This window comes from Streptomyces sp. NPDC014991 (assembly GCF_043080665.1).
Classification (GTDB): domain Bacteria; phylum Actinomycetota; class Actinomycetes; order Streptomycetales; family Streptomycetaceae; genus Streptomyces.
On record NZ_JBIBVY010000008.1, the window covers coordinates 22000 to 44474 of the forward strand.

Annotated in this window: 20 protein-coding genes; 7 read left to right on the forward strand and 13 right to left on the reverse strand. The window is 73.7% G+C overall.

The window, feature by feature from the left end; translation table 11 throughout:
* Window positions 1-238: 238 nt before the first annotated feature.
* The 3 genes from ACF1BE_RS14820 to ACF1BE_RS14830 are packed head-to-tail and all read right to left on the reverse strand — an operon-like array spanning window position 239 to window position 4313.
* Window positions 239-1471 (reverse strand): NAD(P)/FAD-dependent oxidoreductase, encoded by a 1233-nt coding sequence (locus ACF1BE_RS14820; RefSeq protein WP_392199412.1) that lies wholly within the window; start codon window positions 1469-1471, stop codon window positions 239-241.
* Window positions 1468-2886 carry an FAD-dependent oxidoreductase gene (locus ACF1BE_RS14825; protein WP_392199413.1) on the reverse strand — a complete coding sequence of 473 codons (1419 nt, stop codon included), beginning with the start codon at window positions 2884-2886 and terminating at the stop codon, window positions 1468-1470. Before ACF1BE_RS14825 ends, ACF1BE_RS14820 begins: the two co-directional genes overlap by 4 nt.
* Window positions 2883-4313: an FGGY family carbohydrate kinase gene (locus ACF1BE_RS14830; RefSeq protein ID WP_392199414.1), complete on the reverse strand. Its 1431-nt coding sequence runs from the start codon at window positions 4311-4313 to the stop codon at window positions 2883-2885. The genes ACF1BE_RS14825 and ACF1BE_RS14830 overlap by 4 nt, the downstream gene beginning before the upstream one ends.
* Before the next feature lie 253 nt (window positions 4314-4566).
* Between ACF1BE_RS14830 and ACF1BE_RS14835 the strand changes: the two genes are divergently transcribed.
* The 3 genes from ACF1BE_RS14835 (at window position 4567) to ACF1BE_RS14845 (ending at window position 8500) form a co-directional block, all read left to right on the forward strand.
* Window positions 4567-5553, forward strand: coding sequence for a hypothetical protein (locus ACF1BE_RS14835; protein ID WP_392199415.1), 987 nt, complete (start codon window positions 4567-4569; stop codon window positions 5551-5553).
* 128 nt (window positions 5554-5681) lie between these two features.
* Complete coding sequence (locus ACF1BE_RS14840) at window positions 5682-7220, forward strand: amino acid permease (RefSeq protein ID WP_392199416.1); 1539 nt, start codon at window positions 5682-5684, stop codon at window positions 7218-7220.
* A 188-nt stretch (window positions 7221-7408) separates the two neighbouring features.
* Window positions 7409-8500: a mechanosensitive ion channel family protein gene (locus ACF1BE_RS14845; RefSeq protein ID WP_392199417.1), complete on the forward strand. Its 1092-nt coding sequence runs from the start codon at window positions 7409-7411 to the stop codon at window positions 8498-8500.
* A gap of 43 nt (window positions 8501-8543) precedes the next feature.
* Here ACF1BE_RS14845 and ACF1BE_RS14850 read toward each other — a convergent pair whose 3' ends face one another.
* The 10 genes from ACF1BE_RS14850 to ACF1BE_RS14895 all read right to left on the reverse strand — a co-directional run bounded on the left by ACF1BE_RS14850 (window position 8544) and on the right by ACF1BE_RS14895 (window position 20090).
* The gene (locus ACF1BE_RS14850; RefSeq protein WP_392199418.1) at window positions 8544-9968 is read right to left on the reverse strand and encodes an MFS transporter; all 1425 of its coding nucleotides are present in this window, start codon (window positions 9966-9968) and stop codon (window positions 8544-8546) included.
* On the reverse strand, window positions 9961-11865 hold the full coding sequence (locus ACF1BE_RS14855; protein ID WP_392199419.1) for a glycoside hydrolase family 15 protein: 1905 nt from the start codon (window positions 11863-11865) through the stop codon (window positions 9961-9963). The genes ACF1BE_RS14850 and ACF1BE_RS14855 overlap by 8 nt, the downstream gene beginning before the upstream one ends.
* A gap of 21 nt (window positions 11866-11886) precedes the next feature.
* Window positions 11887-12318: a hypothetical protein gene (locus tag ACF1BE_RS14860; protein WP_392199420.1), complete on the reverse strand. Its 432-nt coding sequence runs from the start codon at window positions 12316-12318 to the stop codon at window positions 11887-11889.
* 33 nt (window positions 12319-12351) lie between these two features.
* Window positions 12352-12822, reverse strand: a complete 471-nt coding sequence (locus tag ACF1BE_RS14865; RefSeq protein WP_392199421.1) for an SHOCT domain-containing protein — start codon at window positions 12820-12822, stop codon at window positions 12352-12354.
* A gap of 123 nt (window positions 12823-12945) precedes the next feature.
* On the reverse strand, window positions 12946-13593 hold the full coding sequence (locus ACF1BE_RS14870) for an HdeD family acid-resistance protein (protein WP_392199422.1): 648 nt from the start codon (window positions 13591-13593) through the stop codon (window positions 12946-12948).
* Between the two features lie 323 nt (window positions 13594-13916).
* A complete protein-coding gene (locus tag ACF1BE_RS14875; protein WP_392199423.1) occupies window positions 13917-14114 on the reverse strand; it encodes a hypothetical protein in 198 nt (65 codons plus the stop codon).
* 112 nt (window positions 14115-14226) lie between these two features.
* Complete coding sequence (locus ACF1BE_RS14880; protein ID WP_392199424.1) at window positions 14227-14745, reverse strand: hypothetical protein; 519 nt, start codon at window positions 14743-14745, stop codon at window positions 14227-14229.
* A gap of 153 nt (window positions 14746-14898) precedes the next feature.
* A complete protein-coding gene (locus ACF1BE_RS14885; RefSeq protein ID WP_392199425.1) occupies window positions 14899-17568 on the reverse strand; it encodes a LuxR C-terminal-related transcriptional regulator in 2670 nt (889 codons plus the stop codon).
* 174 nt (window positions 17569-17742) lie between these two features.
* Window positions 17743-19104: a hypothetical protein gene (locus ACF1BE_RS14890; protein ID WP_392199426.1), complete on the reverse strand. Its 1362-nt coding sequence runs from the start codon at window positions 19102-19104 to the stop codon at window positions 17743-17745.
* 107 nt (window positions 19105-19211) lie between these two features.
* Window positions 19212-20090, reverse strand: coding sequence for a YhjD/YihY/BrkB family envelope integrity protein (locus ACF1BE_RS14895; protein ID WP_392199427.1), 879 nt, complete (start codon window positions 20088-20090; stop codon window positions 19212-19214).
* Between the two features lie 178 nt (window positions 20091-20268).
* Between ACF1BE_RS14895 and ACF1BE_RS14900 the strand changes: the two genes are divergently transcribed.
* The 4 genes from ACF1BE_RS14900 (at window position 20269) to ACF1BE_RS14915 (ending at window position 22459) form a co-directional block, all read left to right on the forward strand.
* Complete coding sequence (locus ACF1BE_RS14900) at window positions 20269-21012, forward strand: GAP family protein (RefSeq protein ID WP_392199428.1); 744 nt, start codon at window positions 20269-20271, stop codon at window positions 21010-21012.
* A 154-nt stretch (window positions 21013-21166) separates the two neighbouring features.
* A complete protein-coding gene (locus ACF1BE_RS14905; RefSeq protein WP_392199429.1) occupies window positions 21167-21625 on the forward strand; it encodes a DUF6325 family protein in 459 nt (152 codons plus the stop codon).
* Window positions 21626-21675: 50 nt separating this feature from the next.
* Window positions 21676-22008, forward strand: coding sequence for an SHOCT domain-containing protein (locus ACF1BE_RS14910; RefSeq protein ID WP_392199640.1), 333 nt, complete (start codon window positions 21676-21678; stop codon window positions 22006-22008).
* A gap of 13 nt (window positions 22009-22021) precedes the next feature.
* Window positions 22022-22459: a DUF4186 domain-containing protein gene (locus tag ACF1BE_RS14915; RefSeq protein WP_392199430.1), complete on the forward strand. Its 438-nt coding sequence runs from the start codon at window positions 22022-22024 to the stop codon at window positions 22457-22459.
* The last annotated feature ends 16 nt before the right edge of the window (window positions 22460-22475 follow it).

Genomic DNA, 22475 nt, shown 5'->3' on the forward strand with positions numbered 1-22475 from the left:
CGGGACCCGACGGTTCCTCCGGGGGTCGGTGCACCGTTCCTCCAGGACCGCCCCGCGGCCGGGACTGGACGCCGCGTGAGATCGCGGACCGCTGTGCCGGCGACCCGGTACGGGGGTGGGCGGCTGCGGTGCCGTTCACCCGGTGGCCGGGGACCCGGCGGTAGGGCGCGCCGGCGTTCGCGTCCGACGGTGCCTCGGGAGGCGGCGAGGCCGGTGGCGCGGCGTCGACGGCCGGAGGCTACTCGGTGCTCACCCGTACCGCTCCGCCCTCGGGGTCGACCAGGCCGTGCCAGTGGTCGGTGAGGGTCAGGGGGCGGTGGGGTGGGACGGTGCCGGGGCCGAGGCGCTCGCGGTGCAGCAGGCGGCCGTCCTGGTGGACGAGGAGGACCGGGCGGGCCAGCGGGGTGCCGGTGCGCAGCACGTGGGGGGCGGACCGGGCGCCCGGTGTGACGCGGTTGGGGGCGATCCAGCGCAGCGGCGCCTCGACGGTGACGGGGACGCCCGGGTCCGGCCAGGGCGCGCCCGCCAGGAGGTCCAGGACGGCGCCGGCCGCCCGGGCGCCCTCGCGGGCCGCGGTGCCGGCCGGCTCCACGGCGTGCAGGACGTTGCCGGCGGCGAGGACGCCGGGCCGCGAGGTGTGCAGGGAGCCGCCGACGGCGGGGCCGCGGGTGCCGGGGTCGAGGACGAGGCCGCCGCGCCGGGCGAGTTCGTGGTCGGGGACGAAGTCGCCGGTGAACACGACGGTGTCGCAGGGCAGGACGGCCGTACGGCCGTCCCGGTGGCGGACGCGGACACCGGACAGGCGTCCGTGGCCGAGGAGTTCGGCGACCGTGGCGCCGGTCAGCAGCGGGATGCCGCGGAACAGCCGGGCCGCCTGGGCGCGGGCGCGGCCGGTCCGGGCGCGCGGGTGTTCCGTGACCAGGGCGACGACCTCGGTGCCCGCCGCGCGCAGGGTGCCGACGGCCGCGTACGAGACGTCCTCGGCACCGACGACGACCGCGCGGCTGCCGATGTGCTGACCGAACAGGTGGACGGCCTGCTGGAGTTCGCCGGTGGTGTAGACGCCGGCGGGGCGGGTGCCGGGCACCAGCCGGGCGGGGCGCGGGCGTTCGCGGGCGCCGGTGGCCAGGACGACCGCCCGCGCCTCGATGGTCTCGGGCCCGCCGGGACCGACGACTTGGAGCGCCGGGCCCGGCGTCGCCCAGTCCAGCGCGGTCGTGCGGGTGCGGACGGTGGCGCCCGCCCGTACGGCGGCCTCGGTGAGCAGGCGGGCGTAGCGGGGGCCGGTCAGCGGGCGCGTCCAGGTGCCGAAGCCGCCGTGCGCGCAGTGCCGGGGGACGCCGCCGGGCGACGCCTCACGTTCCAGCACCTCCACGCGCCCGGCACCGGCCACGGCCAGCCGCGCGGCGGCGGCGAGCCCGGCGGGACCCGCTCCGACGACGAGGACGTCGACGCGGCGCACTGTCGTCATGGCCCGTTCCTTCCGTCGCCGGGCCCCCGCTCGAACAGCTCGCGCACCGCCGCCCCGCAGTAGAAGCCCTGGCAGCGGCCCGCCCGGGCCCGGGTGCGTCGGCGCAGGCCCTCCAGGCTGCGGGGCGGGACCGGGCCGGCGAGGGCGTCGCGGATCTCCCCGCGGGATACGCGCTCGCAGTGGCAGACGAGGATGCCGTACTCGGGATCCTCGGCGATGAGGTCGGGTCGCTCGTAGGGGCGGGGAAAGGCCTCGCCGAGCTGGGGCAGGGCGACCGCGGCCGGTTCGCGTACCGGGCCGGGATCGAGGCCGGTGTCCGTCAGCAGGCCGGTGACGTGGGCGGCGATGGCCATGGACGCGGTGAGGCCGGTGGAGCGGATGCCGCCGACGGTGACGTACGCCTGCTCGGGATGGGCGGTGATGCGGTAGTCCTCGTGCCCGGTGGCCGCGCGCAGTCCGGCGTAGACGGCGGTGACCTCCTCGTCGAGCAGGGCGGGCAGGATGCGCCGGCCCTGGTCGCGCAGCGAGGCGAGCCCGTCGGCGGTGGACCCGGTGGCCCGTTTGTCGGGCAGGTCCTCGGCGGTGGGGCCGAGGAGGACGTTGCCGTGGACGGTGGGGGCGACGAGGACGCCCTTGCCGAGGGCGGTGGGGACGGGCAGGAGGATGTGCCGGACGAGGGGGCGGGCGAACTTGTCGAACACCAGGAGCTGGCCGCGGCGCGGGGTGACGGTGAAGTCCCGGTGTCCGAGGCGGTGGTCCAGGGTGTCGGCGTGCAGTCCGGCCGCGTTGACCAGGTGGCGGGCGTGCAGGGTGCCCCTGGTGGTGGTCAGCCGGTGCCCGTCCGCCCACCGCACGTCCCGTACGGCGGTGTTGAGGTGGAGGTCGACTCCGCTTCGGACGGCCTGGGTGGCGTAGGCGAGGGTGGTCGTCCAGGGGCAGATGACGCTCTCGCCGGGAACGTGCAGGGCGCCGAGCGCGCCGGGGCCGAGGTGGGGTTCGCGGGCGTACAGCTCGCCCGGGCTCAGCAGCACGGTGCCGGCGCAGGCGTTGCGCTCGGCCTTCGCGGCGAGCCGGGGCAGCGCGGCCAGCTGCTCCTCGTCCCAGGCGACCAGCAGCGCGCCGACCCGTTCGACGGGGATGCCCGTTTCGGCGGCGTAGGCGCCGAGCCGCCCGTAGCCCTCGCGGACCAGGCGGGCCTCCAGGGTGCCGGGGGTCGCGTCGAAACCGGTGTGCAGGATCGCGGTGTTGGCCTTTGAGGTGCCCTGGCCGACGTCGTCCTGGGCCTCGACGAGGGCGATGCGCAGGCGGGGGTGGCGGGCGAGTTCACGGGCGACGGCGCAGCCGACGACACCGGCGCCGACGATCGCCACGTCGTACGCCGTCGACGGCAGCGGGCCGTCCGCGGTGACGGTCACGGGCCGAGGAGGGCGGCGACGGCGGTACGGAAGCGGGTGCGGCGTTCGGCGGCCCGGTCGGCCGGGATGCGGGGCTCGTACACGGTGGCGGGCTTCCAGTCGGGCAGGGCGTCCTCGACGCTCAGGGCGGGAGTCACGCCGAGGCGGGCGAGGGCGGCGGCGCCGAGCGCGGTGGCGTCGGGCAGCGCGGACACCTCGACGGGGCGTTGCAGCAGGTCGGCCTGGGTCTGCATGAGGAGCGCGGAGCGGGTCAGTCCGCCGTCGACGCGGAGGGTGTCCAGCGGGGTGCCGAGGTCGGTGGCGGCGGCCTCGGCGAGTTCGGCGACCTGGGCCGCGATGCCCTCGCACAGGGCGCGCACGAGGTGCCCGGGGGTGGTGTCGAGGCCGAGGCCGGTGAGGGAGCCGCGCGCGTCGCCGCGCCACCAGGGGGCGGCGAGTCCGGCGAGGGCCGGGACGAAGGTGACCCCGCCGCTGTCGGGGACGGTGCCGCCGACCGGATCGAGGTCGGCCGCGGAGGAGAGGACGCCGAGGTCGGTGAGCCAGCGGACGGCGGAGGCGGCCGTGTACACCTGGCCGTCCAGGCAGTAGCTGGTGTGTCCGGCGAGCCGCCAGGCCACGCAGCTGACCAGGCCGGAGCCGCCGCGCCGGGGGCGGTCGCCGGTGTGGGCGAGGAGGAACGCGCCGGTGCCGTAGGTGCACTTTGCGGCGCCGGGCCCGGTGACGCGCTGGGCGAGCAGGGCGGCCTGCTGGTCGACGGCGAGGCCGGTCAGCGGGATCTCGGGGCCGAACGCCCGTGTCGTGCCGACGTGTTCCGCGGCGTCGGTCACCTCGGGCAGGCGTTCGCCGGCCAGCCCGTACAGGTCGAGGGCGCGCGGGGACCAGGTGGCGCTGTCCAGGTCCAGCAGCTGGGTGCGGCCGGCGGTGGCGGCGTCGGTGACGTAGGCGCCGGTGAGGCGGTGGACCAGCCAGGCGTCGGAGGTGGTGACGACGCCCTCGCGGGTGAGGTGACGGCGGATCCAGGCCATTTTGGGGGCGGCGAAGTACGGGTCGAGGGGCAGGCCGGTCAGCTGCCGCAGCTCGTCGGCGTGCGCGGCCAGTCCGGCACAGACGGTCTCGGCGCGCCGGTCCTGCCACACCAGGGCGTCGGTGAGCGGGCGGCCGGTTGCGGGATCCCAGGCGAGGACGGTCTCGCCCTGGTTGGCGAGGCCTAGGGCGACGACGTCCTCACCGGCCTCGGCGAGCGCGCGGCGGCCGGCGTCGACCACCGAGTCGTACAGCCCGGCCGGGTCCACCTCGACCAGGCCGCCGGGCAGGTACCGGGGGCGGACCTCGGCGAACCCGGTGCCGAGCACGCCGCGTTCGGGGCAGACGACGAGCGCCTTGGTGCCGGATGTGCCCTGGTCGACCGCGAGCACCGGCCCCGTCATCGCCGGCTCTCCGGTGCGGCACTGAAGATCACCACGTCAGCCTGCCGTCGCACGGGGTCCGGCGTCAAGGGTTTCCCGGTCCGGTCAACTGATCTGTTGAATGGTTGAGTTGGCAATAATGGTCCGGCGGGAACCCACGCCTCTATAGTGACCGCCGACCACACGCGAGATCTTCATGACCGCCCAGGGGAGGGCTGTTGCTACGTCACCCCGCCACCACGCCCGTGCGCCAGTGGCAAGGGGCCGGCGACTGATGGCCAGAGACGGAGTCCGCCCCTCCTACGACCCCGCCGGCCCCGACCAGGCCCTCCGCGCAGCCCTCCAGGACCTGCGCACCGGCCGCTGGATGGCCATGCGCGCCCTGCTCGGGGACACCACGCAGTGGTGGCGGTGGACCCAGCGCACCCAGATCCTCGCGGCGGCCGCGGCCGGCACCGACGTGGTGCGGGCCTGGCTCGCCGAGGAGCCGGGGAACGTGCACGCCACGGTGATGCACGCCCGGGTCCTGGTGGAGCGGGCACTGCGGGCCCGGCGCGAACGGCACCGCCGTACCCACGAGTTGTGGATCGAGGCATGGGACGCCGCCCAGTCCGCCACGGCCACCGCCCCGCGGGACCCGGTGCCCTGGGTGTGCCTGCTGGCGCTGGCCCAGCTCGACCCGGAGCAACGCTGGGAGGAGCACCGGGCCGCCGCGCCGGAGCCGATGCTGCCGCCGGGACCCTGGGGGCTGCTGGCCGAGGCCCGCGGGCGCGACCCGGACAACCGCGAGGCCCACCACCGGATGCTCCAGTTCCTGTACGCGCGCGGCGGTTCGGGCCGGCTGGCGGAGGCCGCCGGGTACGCGCAGTGGGCCGCCGGGCAGGCTCCGCCCGGTGCCGCGGCGCACCTGCTGCCGCTGTACGTCCGGGTCGAGCGCTACCGCCGGGACAGCGGCCACGACGCGGCGCTGGACCTGCACTGGGTGGTGGACGAGGCGGCCCGTGAGGCGCAACGCGCCCTGCACTCCTGGTTCGAGAACACCCAGCGCGCCGAACGCTCGCTGTCCGACCTCAACCACCTGGCGCACGCGCTGTGGGGCTCGCTCCAGTTCCCGGACGCGGCGCGGGTGTTCGAGGCGATCGGGCCGTACTTCACGCCCCCGCCCTGGATGTACCGCACCCGGGACCGGGAGCGTGCCGTGGAGATCTTCGTCCAGGCCCGGGACCGCTGCCGGGCCGCCGTGGACGACTCACGCCCCTGACCGGCCCGGCAGCTCCGCGCAGCAGCCGGTACCTCCCCGCACCACCCCGGAACTCCCCGCACCAGGCAATCCCCGCTCGCCCCTGAACGTGCCCTGTTCGAGAACCTGTCGATCCCGGAGGTCCCCGCGTGTCCCCCATCCCCGATCCCTCGTCCGCCCCCGCCACGGGCCTGCCGCAGCAGGACGAGGAGCAGCGCCTGCGTGAACTCGGCTACCGGCCGGTGCTGGCCCGCCGCATGGGCGGTTTCGGCAACTTCGCGATCAGCTTCTCGGTGATCTCGATCCTGTCCGGCTGCATGACCCTGTACGGCTTCGGCCTGAACACCGGCGGCCCCGCCGTGATGCTGTGGGGCTGGGCCGGCGTCGGCGTGTTCGTGCTGTGTGTCGGGCTCGCGCTCGCCGAGGTCACCAGCGCCTACCCGACCTCCGGCGCCCTGTACTACATGGCCGACCGGCTCGGTGGCCGGCGCTGGGGCTGGTACACCGGCTGGCTGAACCTGCTGGGGCTGCTCGGCGCGATCGCCGGCATCGACTACGGCGCCGCCCTGTTCACCGGCGCGTTCGCCAACCTCCAGTGGGGCTTCGAGCCGACGCCCGGCAGGACCATGCTGATCTTCTGCGTGATCCTGCTGCTGCACGCGGTGCTGAACCTGTTCGGCGTCCGCCTGGTCAGCGTGCTCAACTCGGTCAGCGTGTGGTGGCACCTGGCGGGTGTCGCGCTGATCGTCGGCGCGCTGGCCGTCTTCCCCGACCACCACCGGTCGCCGTCCTTCGTGTTCACGAAGTTCGTCAACGAGACCGGCTGGCACAACCCGCTGTACGTGGCGGCGATCGGCCTGCTGCTCGCGCAGTACACCTTCTCCGGCTACGACGCCTCCGCCCACCTGTCGGAGGAGACCTCGCACGCCTCGGTGGCCGCGTCCCGCGGCATCGTCCGGGCCATCTGGGTCTCCTGGCTCGCCGGCTTCGTCCTGCTGGCCGGACTCACCTTCGCCATCCAGGACTACGACGCCACGCGCACCACGGACACCGGTGTGCCGCCCGCCCAGATCCTGCTCGACGGCCTGGGTACCGGCGGCGCCGGCGCGCTGCTGCTCGTCGTGATCGTCGCCCAGCTGTTCTGCGGGAACGCCGAGGTCGCCGCGGCCAGCCGGATGGTGTTCGCGTTCAGCCGGGACGGGGCGCTGCCCGGTTCCCACCTGTGGCGCAAGGTGAGCGACCGCACCCAGACCCCGGTCGCCGCCGTCTGGCTGTCCGTCACCGTGGCCGGCGTCCTGGCCCTGCCGTCGCTGTACTCGGCGACGGCGTACAACGCGGTGACCGCCATCAACGTCATCGGCATCACCCCGGCCTACGCCATCCCCGTCTACCTGCGGCTGCGGGCGGGCGACCGCTTCCAGCGGGGGCCGTGGCACCTGGGCCGCTGGAGCAGACCGGTCGGCTGGGTGGCGGTCGTGTGGGTGGCGTGCGTGACGGTCCTGTTCTGCCTGCCCCAGTCGTCACCGGTCAACGTCCACACGATGAACTACGCCTCGGTGGCGCTCGCCGTCGTCCTGGTACTCGCCAGCGTCTGGTGGTACGTCGCCCGCCGGTCGTACGGCACGCCCAGCACGGCCGCCTACGGCAGCGACCGCGACCAGGCCGACCTGGCCGAGGGCATCGTCTGAGCCGGCTGTCCGGTGAGCGCCGGTCCCGGTACGGACGCGCGTACCGGATACGGCAGGATGAACGAACGCGCCGGTCCCCGGAGTTCCGGGGCCGGCGCGGTCGCACATCCCGGACATCGAGCAGGTGACAACGTGACGAGACTTCCCCACCGGCCTTCCGTAGCGGTTCCGTGCCCCGGAGGTGGCCGGTGAACCGCACGCCGACCCTGGACGACCTCGTCCTCGCCGGCATCGCCCTGGGGGCGGGCCTGCTGCTCGCCTTCCTGTCGCGCACCCTGCTGCACTGGCTCGGGGGCCACGCCAAGCGGACCCGCTGGAGCGGTGACGACGTCATCGTGGACGCGCTGCGCTCGGTCGTCCCGTGGGCGGCGATCGCGGGCGGCGCGGCGGCGGCAGCGGCCGTGCTGCCGCTCACCGGAGTCGTCCAGCACCATGTCGACCAGGTGCTCCAGGTCTGGCTGATCGCCGTGGTGACGTCCTCCGCGGCCCGGGTCATCGCCGGCCTGGTCCGTACGGTCACCCAGTCCCGCTCGGGCGTGGCGGGCTCGGCGACGATCTTCGTCAACATCACCCGGGTGCTGGTCCTGGCGATCGGTTTCCTGATCGTCCTGCAGACCCTCGGCATCTCGATAGCGCCCCTGCTCACCGCCCTCGGCGTGGGCGGTCTGGCCGTGGCCCTGGCCTTGCAGGACACGCTCGCCAACCTCTTCGCGGGCGTCCACATCCTCGCCTCCAGGACGGTCCAGCCGGGCGACTACATCCGGCTGAGCAGCGGTGAGGAGGGCTACGTCGTCGACATCAACTGGCGTCAGACGACGGTCCGCCAGCTCTCCAACAACCTGGTGGTCATCCCCAACGGCCAGCTCGCCAAGGCCAACATGACCAACTACACGCGGCCCGAGCAGGAACTGACCGTACTGGTGCAGGCGGGCGTGAGCTACGACTCCGACCTGGAGCACGTCGAGCGGGTGACCGCGGAGGTGGTCACGGAGGTCATGACGGACGTCACCGGCGCGGTCCCCGACCACGAACCCGCCATCCGATTCCACACCTTCGGCGACTCCCGCATCGGCTTCACGGTGATCCTCGGCGTGGGCGAGTTCAGCGACCAGTACCGGATCAAGCACGAGTTCATCAAGCGCCTGCACCGCCGCTACCGCGAGGAGGGCATCCGCATCCCGGCTCCCACCCGCACGGTGGCCCTCCAGCAGGGCTCGGTGGTGATCCCGCAGCAGCGCAGCGGCGAGGAGGTGACCCCGGACTCCCTCCGGCCCGAGTAGGACTCGCTCGCGGCCGGACTCCGGCCCCGCCGGACGAAGAACCTCACGTGCGGTTCCCCGGTGCGGTGGCCGGGGTGCCGGGAGCCGGGGCCGGCGTCGGGGTCCGCGGGAGCAGGGCTCCCGCGGCGAGGCCGCCCAGACCGATCACCGCGAGCGTGATCATGGCGACGGCGTAGGCGCCCTTGGTGAGTCCGGCGACGAGGATGGTCCCGGCGATCGCCGTGCCGAAGGACGAGCCGAGGTTGGACACGCTGCGGGACAGGCCGGAGATCTCGCCCTGCCGCTCCTCCGGGAAGCTCGACTGGACGACGTTCACCGACGGCGTCAGCATCAGGCCCAGGCCGAGTCCGACGAGGAGCAGTCCGGGGACGAAGGCCCAGGCCGTGGTGAAGCTTCCGGCCAGGCCGACCAGCACCGCCACGCCCGCGACGGCGACCGTGAAACCGGTCGTGATCAGCGTCCGCTGGGACCGCCGGCGCGCCAGCGTCTCGGCGGACAGCGACGTCACGAGCAGCCCGAGCGTGGCCGCCGTGAAGATCACGCCGGTCTGGATGGCGTCGTAGCCGCGCACCACCTGGAGGTAGGCGGCCACCGTGAACGACGTGCCCATGAGCAGCAGCCACTGGACGTTCTGCGTGATCAGTCCGAGGTTGGAGGTGCGGACACGGAACATGCCGAGCGACAGCAGCGGTTCCTTGCCGGCCCGTTCCTTGGCACGCGACGAGCGGAGGAACCAGCCGAGGACGAGGACGCCGAGGACGATCAGGGCGGTCATCAGCCAGACGTTGTCGTCCGCCGCCAGGATGCCCATGACGACCAGGACCAGGCCGGCCGCGGACAGGACCGCCCCGGAGGTGTCGAAGGAACGTGTGGGGTCCGGGGGCAGGGGGTCCTCGATACGGCGGCTCAGCCAGACGATCACCGCGATGACGAGCGCCTGGAACACGAAGGCCGCGCGCCAGCTGATGCCGGTGGTGATGAGCCCGCCGATCAGCGGTCCCGCCGCGGCCCCGATGCCGCCCAGCGCCATGATGATCCCGAACGCGCGGGCGCGGGACGTCAGGTCCGGGTGGAGCAGCGTGGTGAGGATGTAGACGGGCGGGATGAGCAGGGCGGTGCCGACACCCTCCAGGACGGAGTTGCCGAGGATCAGGACACCGAGCCCCGGGGCCACCGCGCTGAGCAGCGCGCCGACGCCGTACACGACGAGTCCGACGACGAAGCAGCGCTTGCGGCCGTAGCGGTCGGTCAGTTTGCCGCCCGGGATCATCAGGGCGGCCATGACCAGCAGGAAGACGGTGATGGCCACCTGGACGCCCTGGACGCTGGTGTCGAGGTCCTCACTGATGTCGTTGATCATCACGTTCATGTTGGAACCGGCGAAGCTGCAGATGAACTGGGCGAGGGCCAGCGCGGCGAGGATCCACCGCTGCTGCGGCGGCTGCGTCGGCCCGGCCGTGTCAGTCACCCGCGGTCCCCTCCCCCGTGGTCTCGGTCGGCACCGTGAGGCCCTGGATGTCGGGATGCCGGGTGGCGCCGGCTGCCGTCGTCGCCCGGCCCAGTTCCTCGTCGAGGGCCATGGCCGCGGTGACCAGGGCGAGATGCGTGAACGCCTGCGGGAAGTTGCCGAGTTGCTCCCCCGACGGGCCGATCTCCTCGGCGAACAGGCCGACGTGGTTGGCGTAGGTGAGCATCTTGTCGAAGGCGTACCGGGCCTGGTGGAGCCGGCCACTGCGGGCGAGCGCCTCGACGTAGTAGAAGCTGCACAGGTTGAACGTGCCCTCGGAGCCGCGCAGCCCGTCGGGGGAGGCTCCCGGGTCGTACCGGTAGACCAGGCTGTCGCTGACCAGTTCCTCGTCCATGGCGTCGAGGGTGCTGATCCAGTCGGGGTCGCGCGGGGAGAGGAATCCGACCCGGGGCATCAGCAGCAGCGAGGCGTCCAGGACGTCGGTGTCGAAGTGCTGGACGAAGGCCTGCCGCTTGTCGTGCCAGCCCCGCTCGATCATCTGGTGGAAGACCCTGTCCCGGACGGCCGTCCAGCGGGCGGTGTCGGCGGGGCGGGAGAACCGGGTGGCGGCCCGTATGCCCCGGTCGAACGCGACCCAGGTCATCAGCCGGCTGTAGGTGAAGTCCTGCCGGCCGCCCCTGGTCTCCCAGATGCCCTCGTCCGGCCGGTCCCAGTTGTCGGCCAGCCAGTCCAGTACGCCGCTGAGCGCCTTCCAGCCGCGCACCGCGCCGATGTCCCCGCCGACCGTCAGGGCGTCCGCGGCCTCACCGTAGATGTCCAGCTGGAGCTGGTCGACGGCCGCGTTGCCCGCCCGTACCGGCCGTGAACCCCGGTAGCCCTCCAGATGGTCGAGGACCTCCTCGCCCAGGTGGGGATCACCGTCCACCCGGTACATGATCTGCAAGGGGTCGCCCGAGGCGGTGCCGCCGGCCTCGACGCGGTCACGCAGCCAGTGCCGGAAGGCGTAGGCCTCCGCCTCGAAACCCAGGTCGGTCAGGGCTCTCACCGACAGCGAGCCGTCCCGTACCCAGGTGTAGCGGTAGTCCCAGTTGCGCTCGCCGCCGACCTGCTCGGGCAGCCCCATGGTGGCGGCGGCGATGGGCGCTCCCGTCGGCGCGTAGGTGAGCAGCTTGAGGGTGATGGCAGAACGGTTCACCATGTCCTGCCAGCGCCCGTGGTAGGTGCAGGAGCGCAGCCACGACAGCCAGAATAGGCGGCACTTCTCGATGTCCTCGGCGATCTCGGGCAGCACGGGGGCGGGCGGAGCGGGGGCGTCGGCGGCCGCGCCGGTCAGCACGAAGGCGGCGGCCTGCCCGGTGCCGAGGGTGAAGTGCGCGGTGACGTCGGCGCCGTCGGCCCGCAGGACGACCCCCGCGGTGGACTGCACGTGCAGGTCCGTGCCCGGGCCGCGCATGACGGCACCGTGGTCGTCGGTGACGCCGAGCGTGTGTGGGACCCGCCCGTAGTCGAAGCGCGGCCTGCACGTGAACGTGAAGGGCAGGCTGCCCCGCACGACCCGGGCGACCCTGATCAGGCGGTGCCGGTCGGTGGGCGTCGGCGAGTCGACGGGGGGCATGAAGTCGGCGACCTCGCCGACTCCGCCGGGTCCCATGAACCGGGTGATCAGGATCGCCGTGTCGGACAGGTACAGCTGCCGGACCGACACACTGCCGTCGAGGCCGTCCGCGGCGAGCCGGCAGTGTCCGCCGCGCTCGCTGTCCAGCAGCGAGGCGAAGACGCTGGGCGAGTCGAAGCGGGGGGTGCACCACCAGTCGACGGTCCCCCCGGACGACACCAAGGCCGCCGTCTGGAGGTCACCCACCAGCCCGTGCTCCGCGATGGGCGGATACCGGTCCATCGTTTCTCCTCCCCGTCCCCGCTACGGACGCATGGCGGAGTCGTCGTCATCGACCACGCACAGGGCCCAGATGACGAACCCGGAGAGCGCGATCATCACGACCGACCACAGCGGGTAGTACGGCAGCGAGAGGAAGTTGGCGATGATGGCGAGTCCGGCGATGACCACTCCGGACGCGCGTGCCCACATCGCCCGCCCCAGCAGGCCGAAGCCCACGATCACCGCGATCACGCCCAGGATCAGGTGGATCCAGCCCCAGCTGGTGAGGTTGAACTTGAAGACGTAGTTGGGTGTCGAGATGAAGACGTTGTCGTGGGCGATCGCCATGATGCCCCGGAACACGCCGAGCAGGCCGACGATCGACAGCATGATCCCGGCGAAGGATGTCAGGCCGCCCGCCCACGCCGTCCTGGCGGAGCGCGTGTGGGCACCGGTGGGATGTGTCGCGGTCATACGGAGTCCTCGATTCGTTGCCGTGGGCGCCGCTCAGCGCCCGGAGACGGTGGGTACGGTGTCGGAGCCACGGGCCGGTCCGGCGCCGCTGAGGACCAGCTCCTTGGCCCTGCGGAACTCGTCGTCGGTGATGTCACCGCGGGAGCGCATCTCGGACAGCTTGGCGAGTTCGTCCGCGTTGCTGGGTTGTGTCGTGCCGGACTGCGCGGTCTGCCGTACGTAGGAGTCGAGTGCCTCCTGCCGGGCGCGCGCGTCCGCCATCTCGCGCGTGCCCATGCCCTTGCCGCGGGCGATCAGGTAGACGAAGACGCCCAGGAACGGCAGCACGACGACGAACAGGGTCCAGCCGGCCTTGGCCCAGCCGCTCAGGTCGTCGTCGCGGAAGATGTCGACGATGACCCGGAACAGCAGGACGAACCACAGGATCCACAGGAAGAACACCAGCATGGTCCAGAAGGCGTTCAGCAGTGGATAGTCGTACGCGAGGTAGGTCTGCGCACTCATGTCTCTCCTCCGTCCGGGGCGCCGGCACCTGCGGTTCGCCGGGCCGGCTTCTGCCGCTTTCAGCGTGCACACGACGAGAGGGGCGCGTCCTCACCCGGAGCGGGTGAGCGTGCCCGCGGGGGGTCAGGCCGTGGAGGCGGGTGCGCCCGGCGGCGTGCCGCCGCTCCTGCGCAGGGCGGCCCGCCAGGCGAAGGCGACGCCCAGCTCGACCAGCCCCAGCAGTACGAGCCACAGACCGAGCAGCCGGGTCAGCGCCCGTGCCGACTCGGCTGGCAGCGCCAGCACCACGATCCCGGCGACGATGCCGAGCAGCGCGGCACCCAGGACGACGCCCCGGTGCGGCAGGTCCCTGGCGGCGATGGCCGTGTAGAGCGTGAGGACGCCGGACGCCAGCCAGACGAGCCCGACGATCAACGACAACGCCGCGATGGTCTGCATCGGGTTGCGCAGGCAGAGCACGCCGGCCAGGACGTACAGCACCGCGGCCAGCAGTGCGGGAAGCCGTTCCCCGTGCTCCTCCCGCGAGAACGCCGTAACGAACCGGAACGCGCCGTTGAGCAGCAGGCAGAGGCCGAGGATGACGGCCAGGACGTGCAGCGTCTCGTCCGGCCAGACGAGGATCAGCACGCCCGGCACGAGGGTGACGAGCGCCGCCCCCAGGGTCCAGGTCCAGGAGCGGGCGATCACCGTCATGGTCTGCGTGGGGCCGGTGGCCGTCCCGCCGGACGGATACTGTCCGGTCCGCGGCGCCTGTCCACGCGACTCGGTCATGGCTCCTCCTCGCGTGTGCTGACCAGGCCGCCGGCGGATCCCCTGCAGGACGGCACACGGCCCCTCGGTTCAACAGCATGGCCGCGGCGCCGGTGCGGCGGATCACCCACCGCGGGTGATCCTCGCGGGCCGGGCCGGGCCGGGCCGGGCCGGGCCGGGCCGGGCGGCGGGCGGGCGGCCGTGGGCGGACCGCACGGAATGCCGTCACCGCTCGGACCACCGGGTGTCAAGGGGCGGCCTCGGACCGGCCCGGCGTGAGTGACGAGGAGCCGGGCGGGGCCACACGCCCGGGCGGGCCGTGGCGGGCGGACCGTGGGCGCCGTTCACTCCGGCAGCTGCCGCATCTCCACGACGCGCAGTCCGAGCGACTGGCAGCGGTTGAGCAGCCCGTAGAGGTGCGCCTCGTCGACGACCGGACCGAACAGGACCGTCTGCCCGGACATCAGCACCCGTTCCAGCTCCGGAAAGGCCTGGGCCAGGGTCTCCGACATGTGTCCATCGACACGGATCTCGTAGCGCATATGGCCTTCTCCCGCCGCGGGCCTGTTGCGGTCTTCTGGCGATCCTGCTCCGCCCGGCCGCGCGGGACCTCACCCGGCGCAGGTGACCCGCCCCGGGGGCCGGTACACCGGCTCAGTGCGTCACCGCGATCTTGAACGAGATGATCACCAGACCGAGCAGCAGATTGACCGCCGCGGTTCCCGCCACCAGACGCCAGGACGCTCCCGCGCGCCGCGCGCCGACCGCGGACCAGCCCACCTGACCGGTCACGGCCACCGCGACCGCCAGCCAGGCCGCGCCCTGCACGCCCAGGCCCAACAGCGGACTGACGGCCACCGCGACGGCCGGCGGGACGGCGGCCTCGACGATCGGCCACTCCTCACGGCCCACCCGCAGCACGGTCGGCCGGTCCAGTGAGCGTTGCGCGAGGCGGGCCCCGAACAGGTGGGCATGGACGTGCCCGACCCAGAAGACCAGGCCGGTGACCAGCAGCAGGAGCACCAGTTCCAGGCGGGGGAACTCGCCCGGGCCGGAGGCGCCGATCACCACGGACGCGGCGAGCATCGACCCGTACACGGCGCCCGTGTAGTCGGCGTGGGAGCGGCGCGCGGTCCGGCGTTCCCGGGCCGTGGCCTGGTCGGTCGAGGACATCGCCGTCGCCTTTCGTGCGCACTCCGCGGCGCCGCCGCGCCGGCCACGCGGTCCCGTCGGCGGCGGGTGGCCCTGCCCGGCCGCCCCCCTCATCGAAAACGCCGACGCCCGCGACGCGCCTCACCCGCGACGGGCGAGCCGCCCGGCGGAAGGTCAGATCAGCCCGTGCTCGCGGGCCCGGCGTACCGCCTCGGCGCGCCCGTTCACCCCGAGTTTGCGGTAGAGGCTCTTGAGGTGGGTCTTCACCGTGTTGGCGGAGACGTACAGGCGGGCGGCGATCTCCTCCGTGGACAGCATGTCGGCCAGCCCCCCCACGACCTCGCGTTCGCGCGCGCTCAGCTCCTCCACGACGAGTGGCGGGGCATACGCGGCCGGTCCGGGGCCGTCGTGCGGGCCGGAACGGTCCGGCGTGAGCCAGCCCGCGGCGAGCCCCTGGAGGGACGGCGAGTCCAGCAGGCGCCGGATACGGGGGCCGGCTTCCAGGAAGGGCCGCCGCAGCCGCTCGCGCCGCGCCTCCAGGAGGGCGTGGGCGAGCTGTTTGCGGGCGGTGGCGGTGTCTCCCGCCTCCTCGGCGTCCCGTGCGCGCACCAGCGCGGCCCGGACGGTCACCCTCGGGCCGGAACGGTCCCCGGTCCGCACGTGGTCGAGCAGGCCGATGGCCGCCTCGCGGTTCCCGGCGGCGAGCTGGGCCCAGGCGAGGTCGGCCGCGTACGCGGGCTCACCGGCGCGGGACACGTCGTCGAGGACCTTGACGGCGCTGTCCGGGCGGCCCTCGGCCAGATGGGCCGCGGAGGCGATCAGCGCCGTCCCGGCCTCCGCCCAGGGGGAGGCCACGAGGGCCGGCACGGTGGGGACGGCCGCCGCCGCGGCGGCCAGGGGCTCGTCCCGGGCCAGGAGCAGCCCCGCCGTCGCGAGGGACCGGCTGGTGACCGTCACCGGATCGCACGGGGATGCGCAGTCGGCCACCTCGTCCAGCAGGGCCTGGGCCCGCCCGAGTTCGCCTCGGTCCACGGCCACGGCCGCCAGCACCAGCCGGTCGAGGCCCGAACCGGCGGAGCGGGGGTGGTCCGCGCCGGACGTCTCCGTCTCGGCCAGGGCCGCCAGCGCGGTCCGCTCGGCCCGGCAGAGCCAGCCGTTCAGGTAGTCGATCAGCGCCAGCTGTCCCAGGGAGTCCCCCCGGGGCAGCGCGGTCGACGCCCCGCCCGGGCCTGCGGCGACCTCGGACAGGGCGGCACGCGCCTCGTCGAAGCGACCGGCCCACAGCCGGGCCGAGCCCAGGTGGGCCAACAGGAGGGCGGTGAGTTCGGGGTGCTTCTCCAGGAGCCGGGCGGGGACCTCGTCCCGCAGCTCCTCGGCGGCCGCCGCGGCCTGTTCCGCCGTGCCGGGTGAACCGGACAGCCGGGCCCCGAGGGTCCGCAGCAGCAGACAGCTCAGCCGGAGCGCGGCGTCCGGCGGTTGCGCGGCCAGGTGGTCCTCGGCCCGGCGCAGGTGGGCCAGGCCGCGGTCCACCTCGTGCTCGGACAGGTCGCGGGCTGCGCGCACCAGGTCCGCCGCCGCGCTCGTGGCCTCGGGTGCCATCGGTGAGAACAGCTCGGCGAGGCCGTCCGCGCGCAGACCGCCGAGCAGCTGGCCGATCGCCAGGTCGTCGACGAGGGCCCGGGCGGTGAAGTCCCAGTCGCCCGCGGCGGCGCCGTGCGCCAGTGCCTCGGGCAGGAAGCCGGAGGCCCGCAGCCACCGCGCGGCACGCCGGTGGAGTTCCGGTTCGAGACCGGGCGAGCGGGCCCGCAGATGGGCGCGGAGGATCTCCCCGAACAGCGGGTGCAGGCGGTACCAGGACTGTCCCAGGTCCTCCACGAACGCGTTCTGGGTGTGCAGTGCGGCGAGGACCGGCTCCGCAACGCCGTGGCCGGTCAGTTCCGCGACCAGACCGGGGCAGAAGCGGTCCGTGACGCTGACGCGCAGCAGGAGATCCTGTGTGCGGGCCGTCTGCCGCTTGAGCACCTCGGCGAGCAGGAAGTCGGCGATCGTGCTGCGGCCGGCCTCGAATTCCTTCAGGTACCTCTCGGGGTCCGGGCTCCGCTCGGCGGCCAGGGCGCTCAGGCGCAGCCCTGCGGCCCAGCCCCCGGTGCGCTCCACCAGGGCACGGGTGGCCTCCGCGGGGAGCCGTAGGCCATGCAGTTCCAGGAGTGCCGCGGCCTCCTCCTCCGTGAAGGCCAGCTCGGCGCCCCGGATCTCGGTGATGGCTCCGGCCGCCCGGTAGCGGTGCAGCGGCAGCAGCGGCTCGGTCCGGGTGACGAGGATCAGGCGCAGGCCGGGTCCGGCGTGGTGCAGGACGAACTCCAGCTGTTCGGCGATCGGGGCGGAGGTCATCCGGTCGGAGTCGTCGAGCACGAGGACGACGGGCCGCTCGCGTCCGCTGAGGTCGTCGGCGAGACGGATCAGCAGCCGGTGCTCCACGCGGCCGGCGTCCCCGGGGCAGCCGATGCCGGGCGAGAGCGGTACGCCCGCGGCGCGCAGGGCCTGGAGTACATAGGCCCAGAACATGCCGCAGCCCTGGTCCCCCGGTTCGCCCGTCAGCCAGGCGACCGGTTGGCCGAGCCCGGCGGCCCAGTCCGCGACCAGCAGGGTCTTGCCCGCGCCGGCCGAGCCGTCGACCATCGTCAGCGGGGTGTCGAAGGCCTGGTCGAGGTGTTCGTCGAGCCGTGGGCGGCGCAGGAAGGTGGCCGGCCTGGCCGGCACCGCGAACCGGGTCTGGAGGAACGGCTCGCCCAGCGGATCGACGTACGCGACGGCCGGCCCCGTCGACTGCTGCCTCTCGGACACTGGGTCACCACCTGTCCGTCGGCCCCGTGAAGAGGACTCCACCCGATCAGCATCCCAGTCCCGCGGACCCGGCGCAGTTCGCGTGGGACCGCCGGGCCGGGCACGGGTCCCCGCGGGCCGCGTGCCGGTCCCGCGCCGCGCGCGGGTACGGGTACGGGTACGGCGGGGTCGCTGTCAGCGCTCGTCGCCGGGTGGACGCGTCCGCCCGCGTGCCCCGGGGAGCTGGACGCGGGCGCCGGCCGCCAGCAGGGCGAGCAGCGCCAGGACGCCGAGGAGCACCAGGACCAGCAGCAGGACCGTGAGAACCGTCGGGTGGTTCCAGAGCGCGAAGACGAACGCGATGACCAGCAGGGCGGCCAGGGTGAGCCACCGGCGGTGGGCCAGGGTCCAGGAGCCGGCTCTCCCGGTACTGATGTGATGGGCCGCCGCCCACCGCGCCGCGGAGTCCGCCGTGTGGTCGGACGTGCCCCGGATCGCCACGGGCAGCCGGCCCGGTCCGACGAGATAGGCGCCGAGGGCGACGACGACGCCCAGGACGACGGCCGTCCGCAGGCTGACCCGCAGGAAGTGGAGCAGGGTGTCGAAGACGGCCGCGGCGGCGGCCTCGGACTGCACCTGGGACGGCAGGTGGCCGAGGTAGTAGCGGCGCGCCACGACCAGGGCGACGGCCACCACCAGACAGGCGAACGCGGCTCCCAGCGCGGTGCGTACCAGGGCTCGCCGGCGCCGGTGGGCCAGGAACACTCCGGCGGCACCGAGGACGACGACGAGCACCGGGAACCAGTTCCCGACGATGTCGAGGAGGTGCGCGGCCTGGCGGTACTTGGCGAGCTGGTCGGACTGGAAGAGCACGAATTCCTTGTTCACCTGCGGGATCTTGTCGGCGGGTTTCAGGCCCGCGTCGACCAGCTCCTTCTTGACCCGGTCGACTGCCGTGCCCACGTCCAGGGTGACCGTCCCCTCGCTGACCCCGACCGCGCCGCGCCCCTTGCCGGTCAGGGCGTGCACGACGGCGTTGTGGGCCGCGCGGTTGGCGGTGCGCCACACCGTGGCGAAGGCGTCGCTCCGGACGACGCGTGTGGCGATCTTGGTGACGGCCTGGTCGACGGCGGAGTCGATCTGTGGCCCCAGCCCCCGGATGGCGTCGGCGGCGCGCGGCGGCAGGCCCTGGGACCGCAGCCAGGAGGCCATGTCCGCGGCGGCCTGCGCGCCGTTCACGTGGGCGTCCACGGCCTCGCTGACGCGGTGGACCGCGGCGTCCTGGACGGCCGGGTCGGTGGCGAGGGGCGCGACGGTGGAGACGTAGCGGTCGGTGTCGAGCGCGATGTCGTGCACCCAGATGGCCATGAGGGCGACCGGGACGAGAACGCAGGTGAGCACGATGAGCAGGGCAGAGGCCGCGCTGCGCGCCGTGCCGCCGACAGAACCGGAGGCCTTCGCGCCGGGTGGCCGCGCCGCACCGCCGGGAGCGGTGGGAGTACGGCCCGGGGGGGTCCGGTCGCGGTCCGGCGGGTGCGAATCGGTCGGCTCGGTCACGGGGCTCTCCGGCGCGGTAGGTGCCTGGACACGCCCCATTGCCTCAGCTCCGTACCCCGGGCGCACGCCGGGTGGACCGGACGGACGACGCCGGGCGGGCCGCGGCGTCAGGAGGCGGGCGTCAGGCGGTCACGCAGGGCCGGCGGGCTCCCCAGGCGGCCGGCCAGGAAGGGCTCCTGTGCCAGGACGGCGCCCGCGCTGATGCTGACGGCGACCGCGACGCAGACCACGATCAGCCAGGAGAGCAGCACGAACACGGATCCCACGGGACCGTACTCGGTCATGGCGCGGTCGAGCGCCCGCGGCATGTAGAGGCCCGCGGTGAACGTCAGCGTGGTGGCGACGGCCGCCGTGATCACGGCCCCCGGCAGCAGGGGTTTCCAGCCGATGCGTCCGCCCAGCAGCAGATGCTGGGTCCACCACCACAGGCCCGTCTGGACGACGAGGGTGAGGGGGGTGCCCAGCCAGGCGCCGGCCCCGAAGCCGTGCCGTACGGGTCCCTGGAGGAGCAGGACACCGAGCCACAGGAGGAGCCAGGCCGGCCACCGCCAGGGGGCGACCCTGGTACCCGCCCGGGGGATCTCCCACGCGCGTTTGCACAGACGTTGCAGCGCCCGGCTGACCGCGGTGGCCGACAGCAGCACCATCAGCCCGCCCACGACGCCGGTGGCCTGCTGGAGGTCGTGCGTCGTGGGCTGGAGCACGTGCTTCAGCTCGGCGCTCGCCGCCCCGGACAGTCCGAATACCGCCTGCACGGAGTCGATCAGCTGACGGCGCACCGCCGGCGGGGCGTAGGCCGCGACGACGAAGAGCAGCGGGACCGCGGTCAGGAAGCACTGCGCGGCCAGGCGGGTGGCGGAGTCGAAGATGTTCACGGACACCATGCGGTCCGCGAGGTGCGTGAGAACCGGCAGGCGGCTCTCCGCCCGCCGGTGCGCCGACTTCGCCCGGGCCATCAGCCTCTGGGCGCGCCCGTCCGCTGCCATCAGGGTTCCGGGGACGGCATGACGTTGTTCCCTTCGCTGCCACTGTCTTCGCTGCACTGTCTTCGCTGCGTCCAGAGTGGGGTGTGAGGCGGAAGGCGGCACCCCGGCGCCGGGCCGGCAGGCCAGGGACGGTGCCGGCCACGAGATGTCGTTCCCGCGCCCGCTGGCTACTGTCGTGGTGTCCCGACACGATGGGGTCGCCATGGTGCCCGACCTGCTTCTCATCGCACTGGCCATCGCGCTCGATCCGCTGCCCGTCATGTCCTTCGTCCTGGTGGTGGGGTCGGCGAGGGGAGTGTGGAAAGGCCTGGTCTTCATCCTGAGCTGGCTGGCGTGTCTCGTCGTGGTGATCGCACTCGTCCTGACCGTGACCGGTGGGCAGCCGCCGGCTCCCCGGTCGCCGCCCTCGACGGCCGTCCTCGCCGCCAAGCTGCTCATCGGGGTGCTGCTCGTCGTCTACGGCGGCCACCGGCGCCGGCGGGCCACCGGCGCCCGGGGCCGCGGGAACGGGCCGGGGCCCGGGACGGGCGGGTCCCCGGCCGCCGGGGTGAGCTGCGCGGACGGGCAGGCCTCCTCCGCGCAGCTCACGGAGAGGATGGACCACACCACGGCCTGGGCCGCCGCCGGACTCGCCGTGCTCCTGCAGCCCTGGGGTCTGGTGGCGGCGGGGGCGACCACCGTTCTGGAGGCGGACACCTCGCACCTTTCCACCTGGTTCGTGCTGGTCTGCTTCTGTCTGCTCGCCACCGCCGAGTTGCTCGCCGTCGAGCTGTACGTGCTGTTCAGTCCCGCCCGGGCGAAGGCGCGGCTGCTGCGCCTGCGGGCGTGGATGTCCGGTCACCAGGAGCAGGCGCTGGTCACCATCTGCCTGGTGCTCGGCTGCTGGCTGATGGCGAAGAGCGTCTACCAGCTCACCGCATGATCCCGGCGGGCACGGAAGTGCGGGGCCCCGCAGCGCGTGCTGCAATGGCAGGCGGGGGCCGCCGGCCGTCGGCCTCGAAGGCGCTGCCAGGGCAACGGTACGGCCGGGCGGCCCGACGGTCCCGGCTCCCAGCCGGCTTCGATGAGGAGTGGCCATGGACAGTGTCGAAGAGATGGGCCCCGTCGACTACCTGGTCATCGAGTTCCCCGGGAACCGCATGACGGGCGAGGCGTTCCCCCTGCTGGTCGATCTCGCCGAGCGCGGCATCGTCCGCATCATCGACCTGGCCTTCGTACGCAAGGAGACGGACGGCTCGGTCGTCGCGCTGGAGTTGCGGGACATCGACGGCGAGGTGGACCTGTCCGTCTTCGAGGGAGCCTCGTCCGGCGTGCTGGACCAGAGCGACCTGGAGGAGGCCGCCAACGCCCTGGAACCCGGCAACGCCTCCGCGGTGCTGGTGTACGAGAACCTGTGGGCGGCTCCGCTGGCCCGTGCGCTGCGGCGCAGCGGGGCCCAGCTCGTCGCGAGCGGCCGCATTCCCGTGCAGGCCCTGCTCAGCTCGCTGGACGCCATGGAGGACACGGTACCGCCCGGCGGTTCCGCGGCCGCCTGAGCCGGTGCCGCACCTGCCCGACGCATCGATCGACTTGGGAGATGACCGACATGCCCGGACTGCTTCGGGGCGTCGCACGCACAGCCGTCGTCGCCGGAACCGCGACCGCCGTGTCCAACCGCGTCTCACGGCGGCAGGCGGGCCGCTGGGCGCAGCAGGACTACGAGCAGCAGCAGGCGTACGACCAGCAGCAGTACGCGCAGCAGCAGGCGCCGCCGCCCCCGCCCGCCGCACCTCAGGCCCCCGCTCCCGCTCCCGCTTCCGCTCCCGACGACGAGATGAGCCACCGGATCGACCAGCTCAAGCAGCTGGCCGACCTCAAGGCCCAGGGAGTCCTGACGCCCGAGGAGTTCGAGAGCCAGAAGCGCCGGCTGCTGGCCTGAGTCGGCAGGGCCGGTGACGGACGAGGACCGGGCCCGCGCGCTCCGCTCCCTGGACCGGAGGCTGGACGCGCTCGCCCGGCAGCCGTTCCGGGCGGGGTTCCGGCTGCGCGGACGGGACCGGGCGACCGCCGCGCTGAAGGGGCCGGTGACCGTTCGCCGGCACGCCCACGACCTGGTCGCCAAGCGGCTGGCGCCGGCCGAGCCGTACAAGGACGGCAGGCAGACGCCGTACCGCGGGCACCCCGTGTTCGTGGCCCAGCACGCCACCGCCACCTGTTGCCGGGGCTGCCTCGCGCGCTGGCACGGCATCCCCGCGGGACGGGAGCTGACCCGTGCCGAACACCTGTACGTGGTGGACGTGATATGCCGCTGGATCGAGCGCGAGATGGACGGCGGCGCGGATTCCGGCCAGGACCCCTGTCCAACCGACCCCGGTCACGAGATATCTTGATGTCGAGCAATGTTGC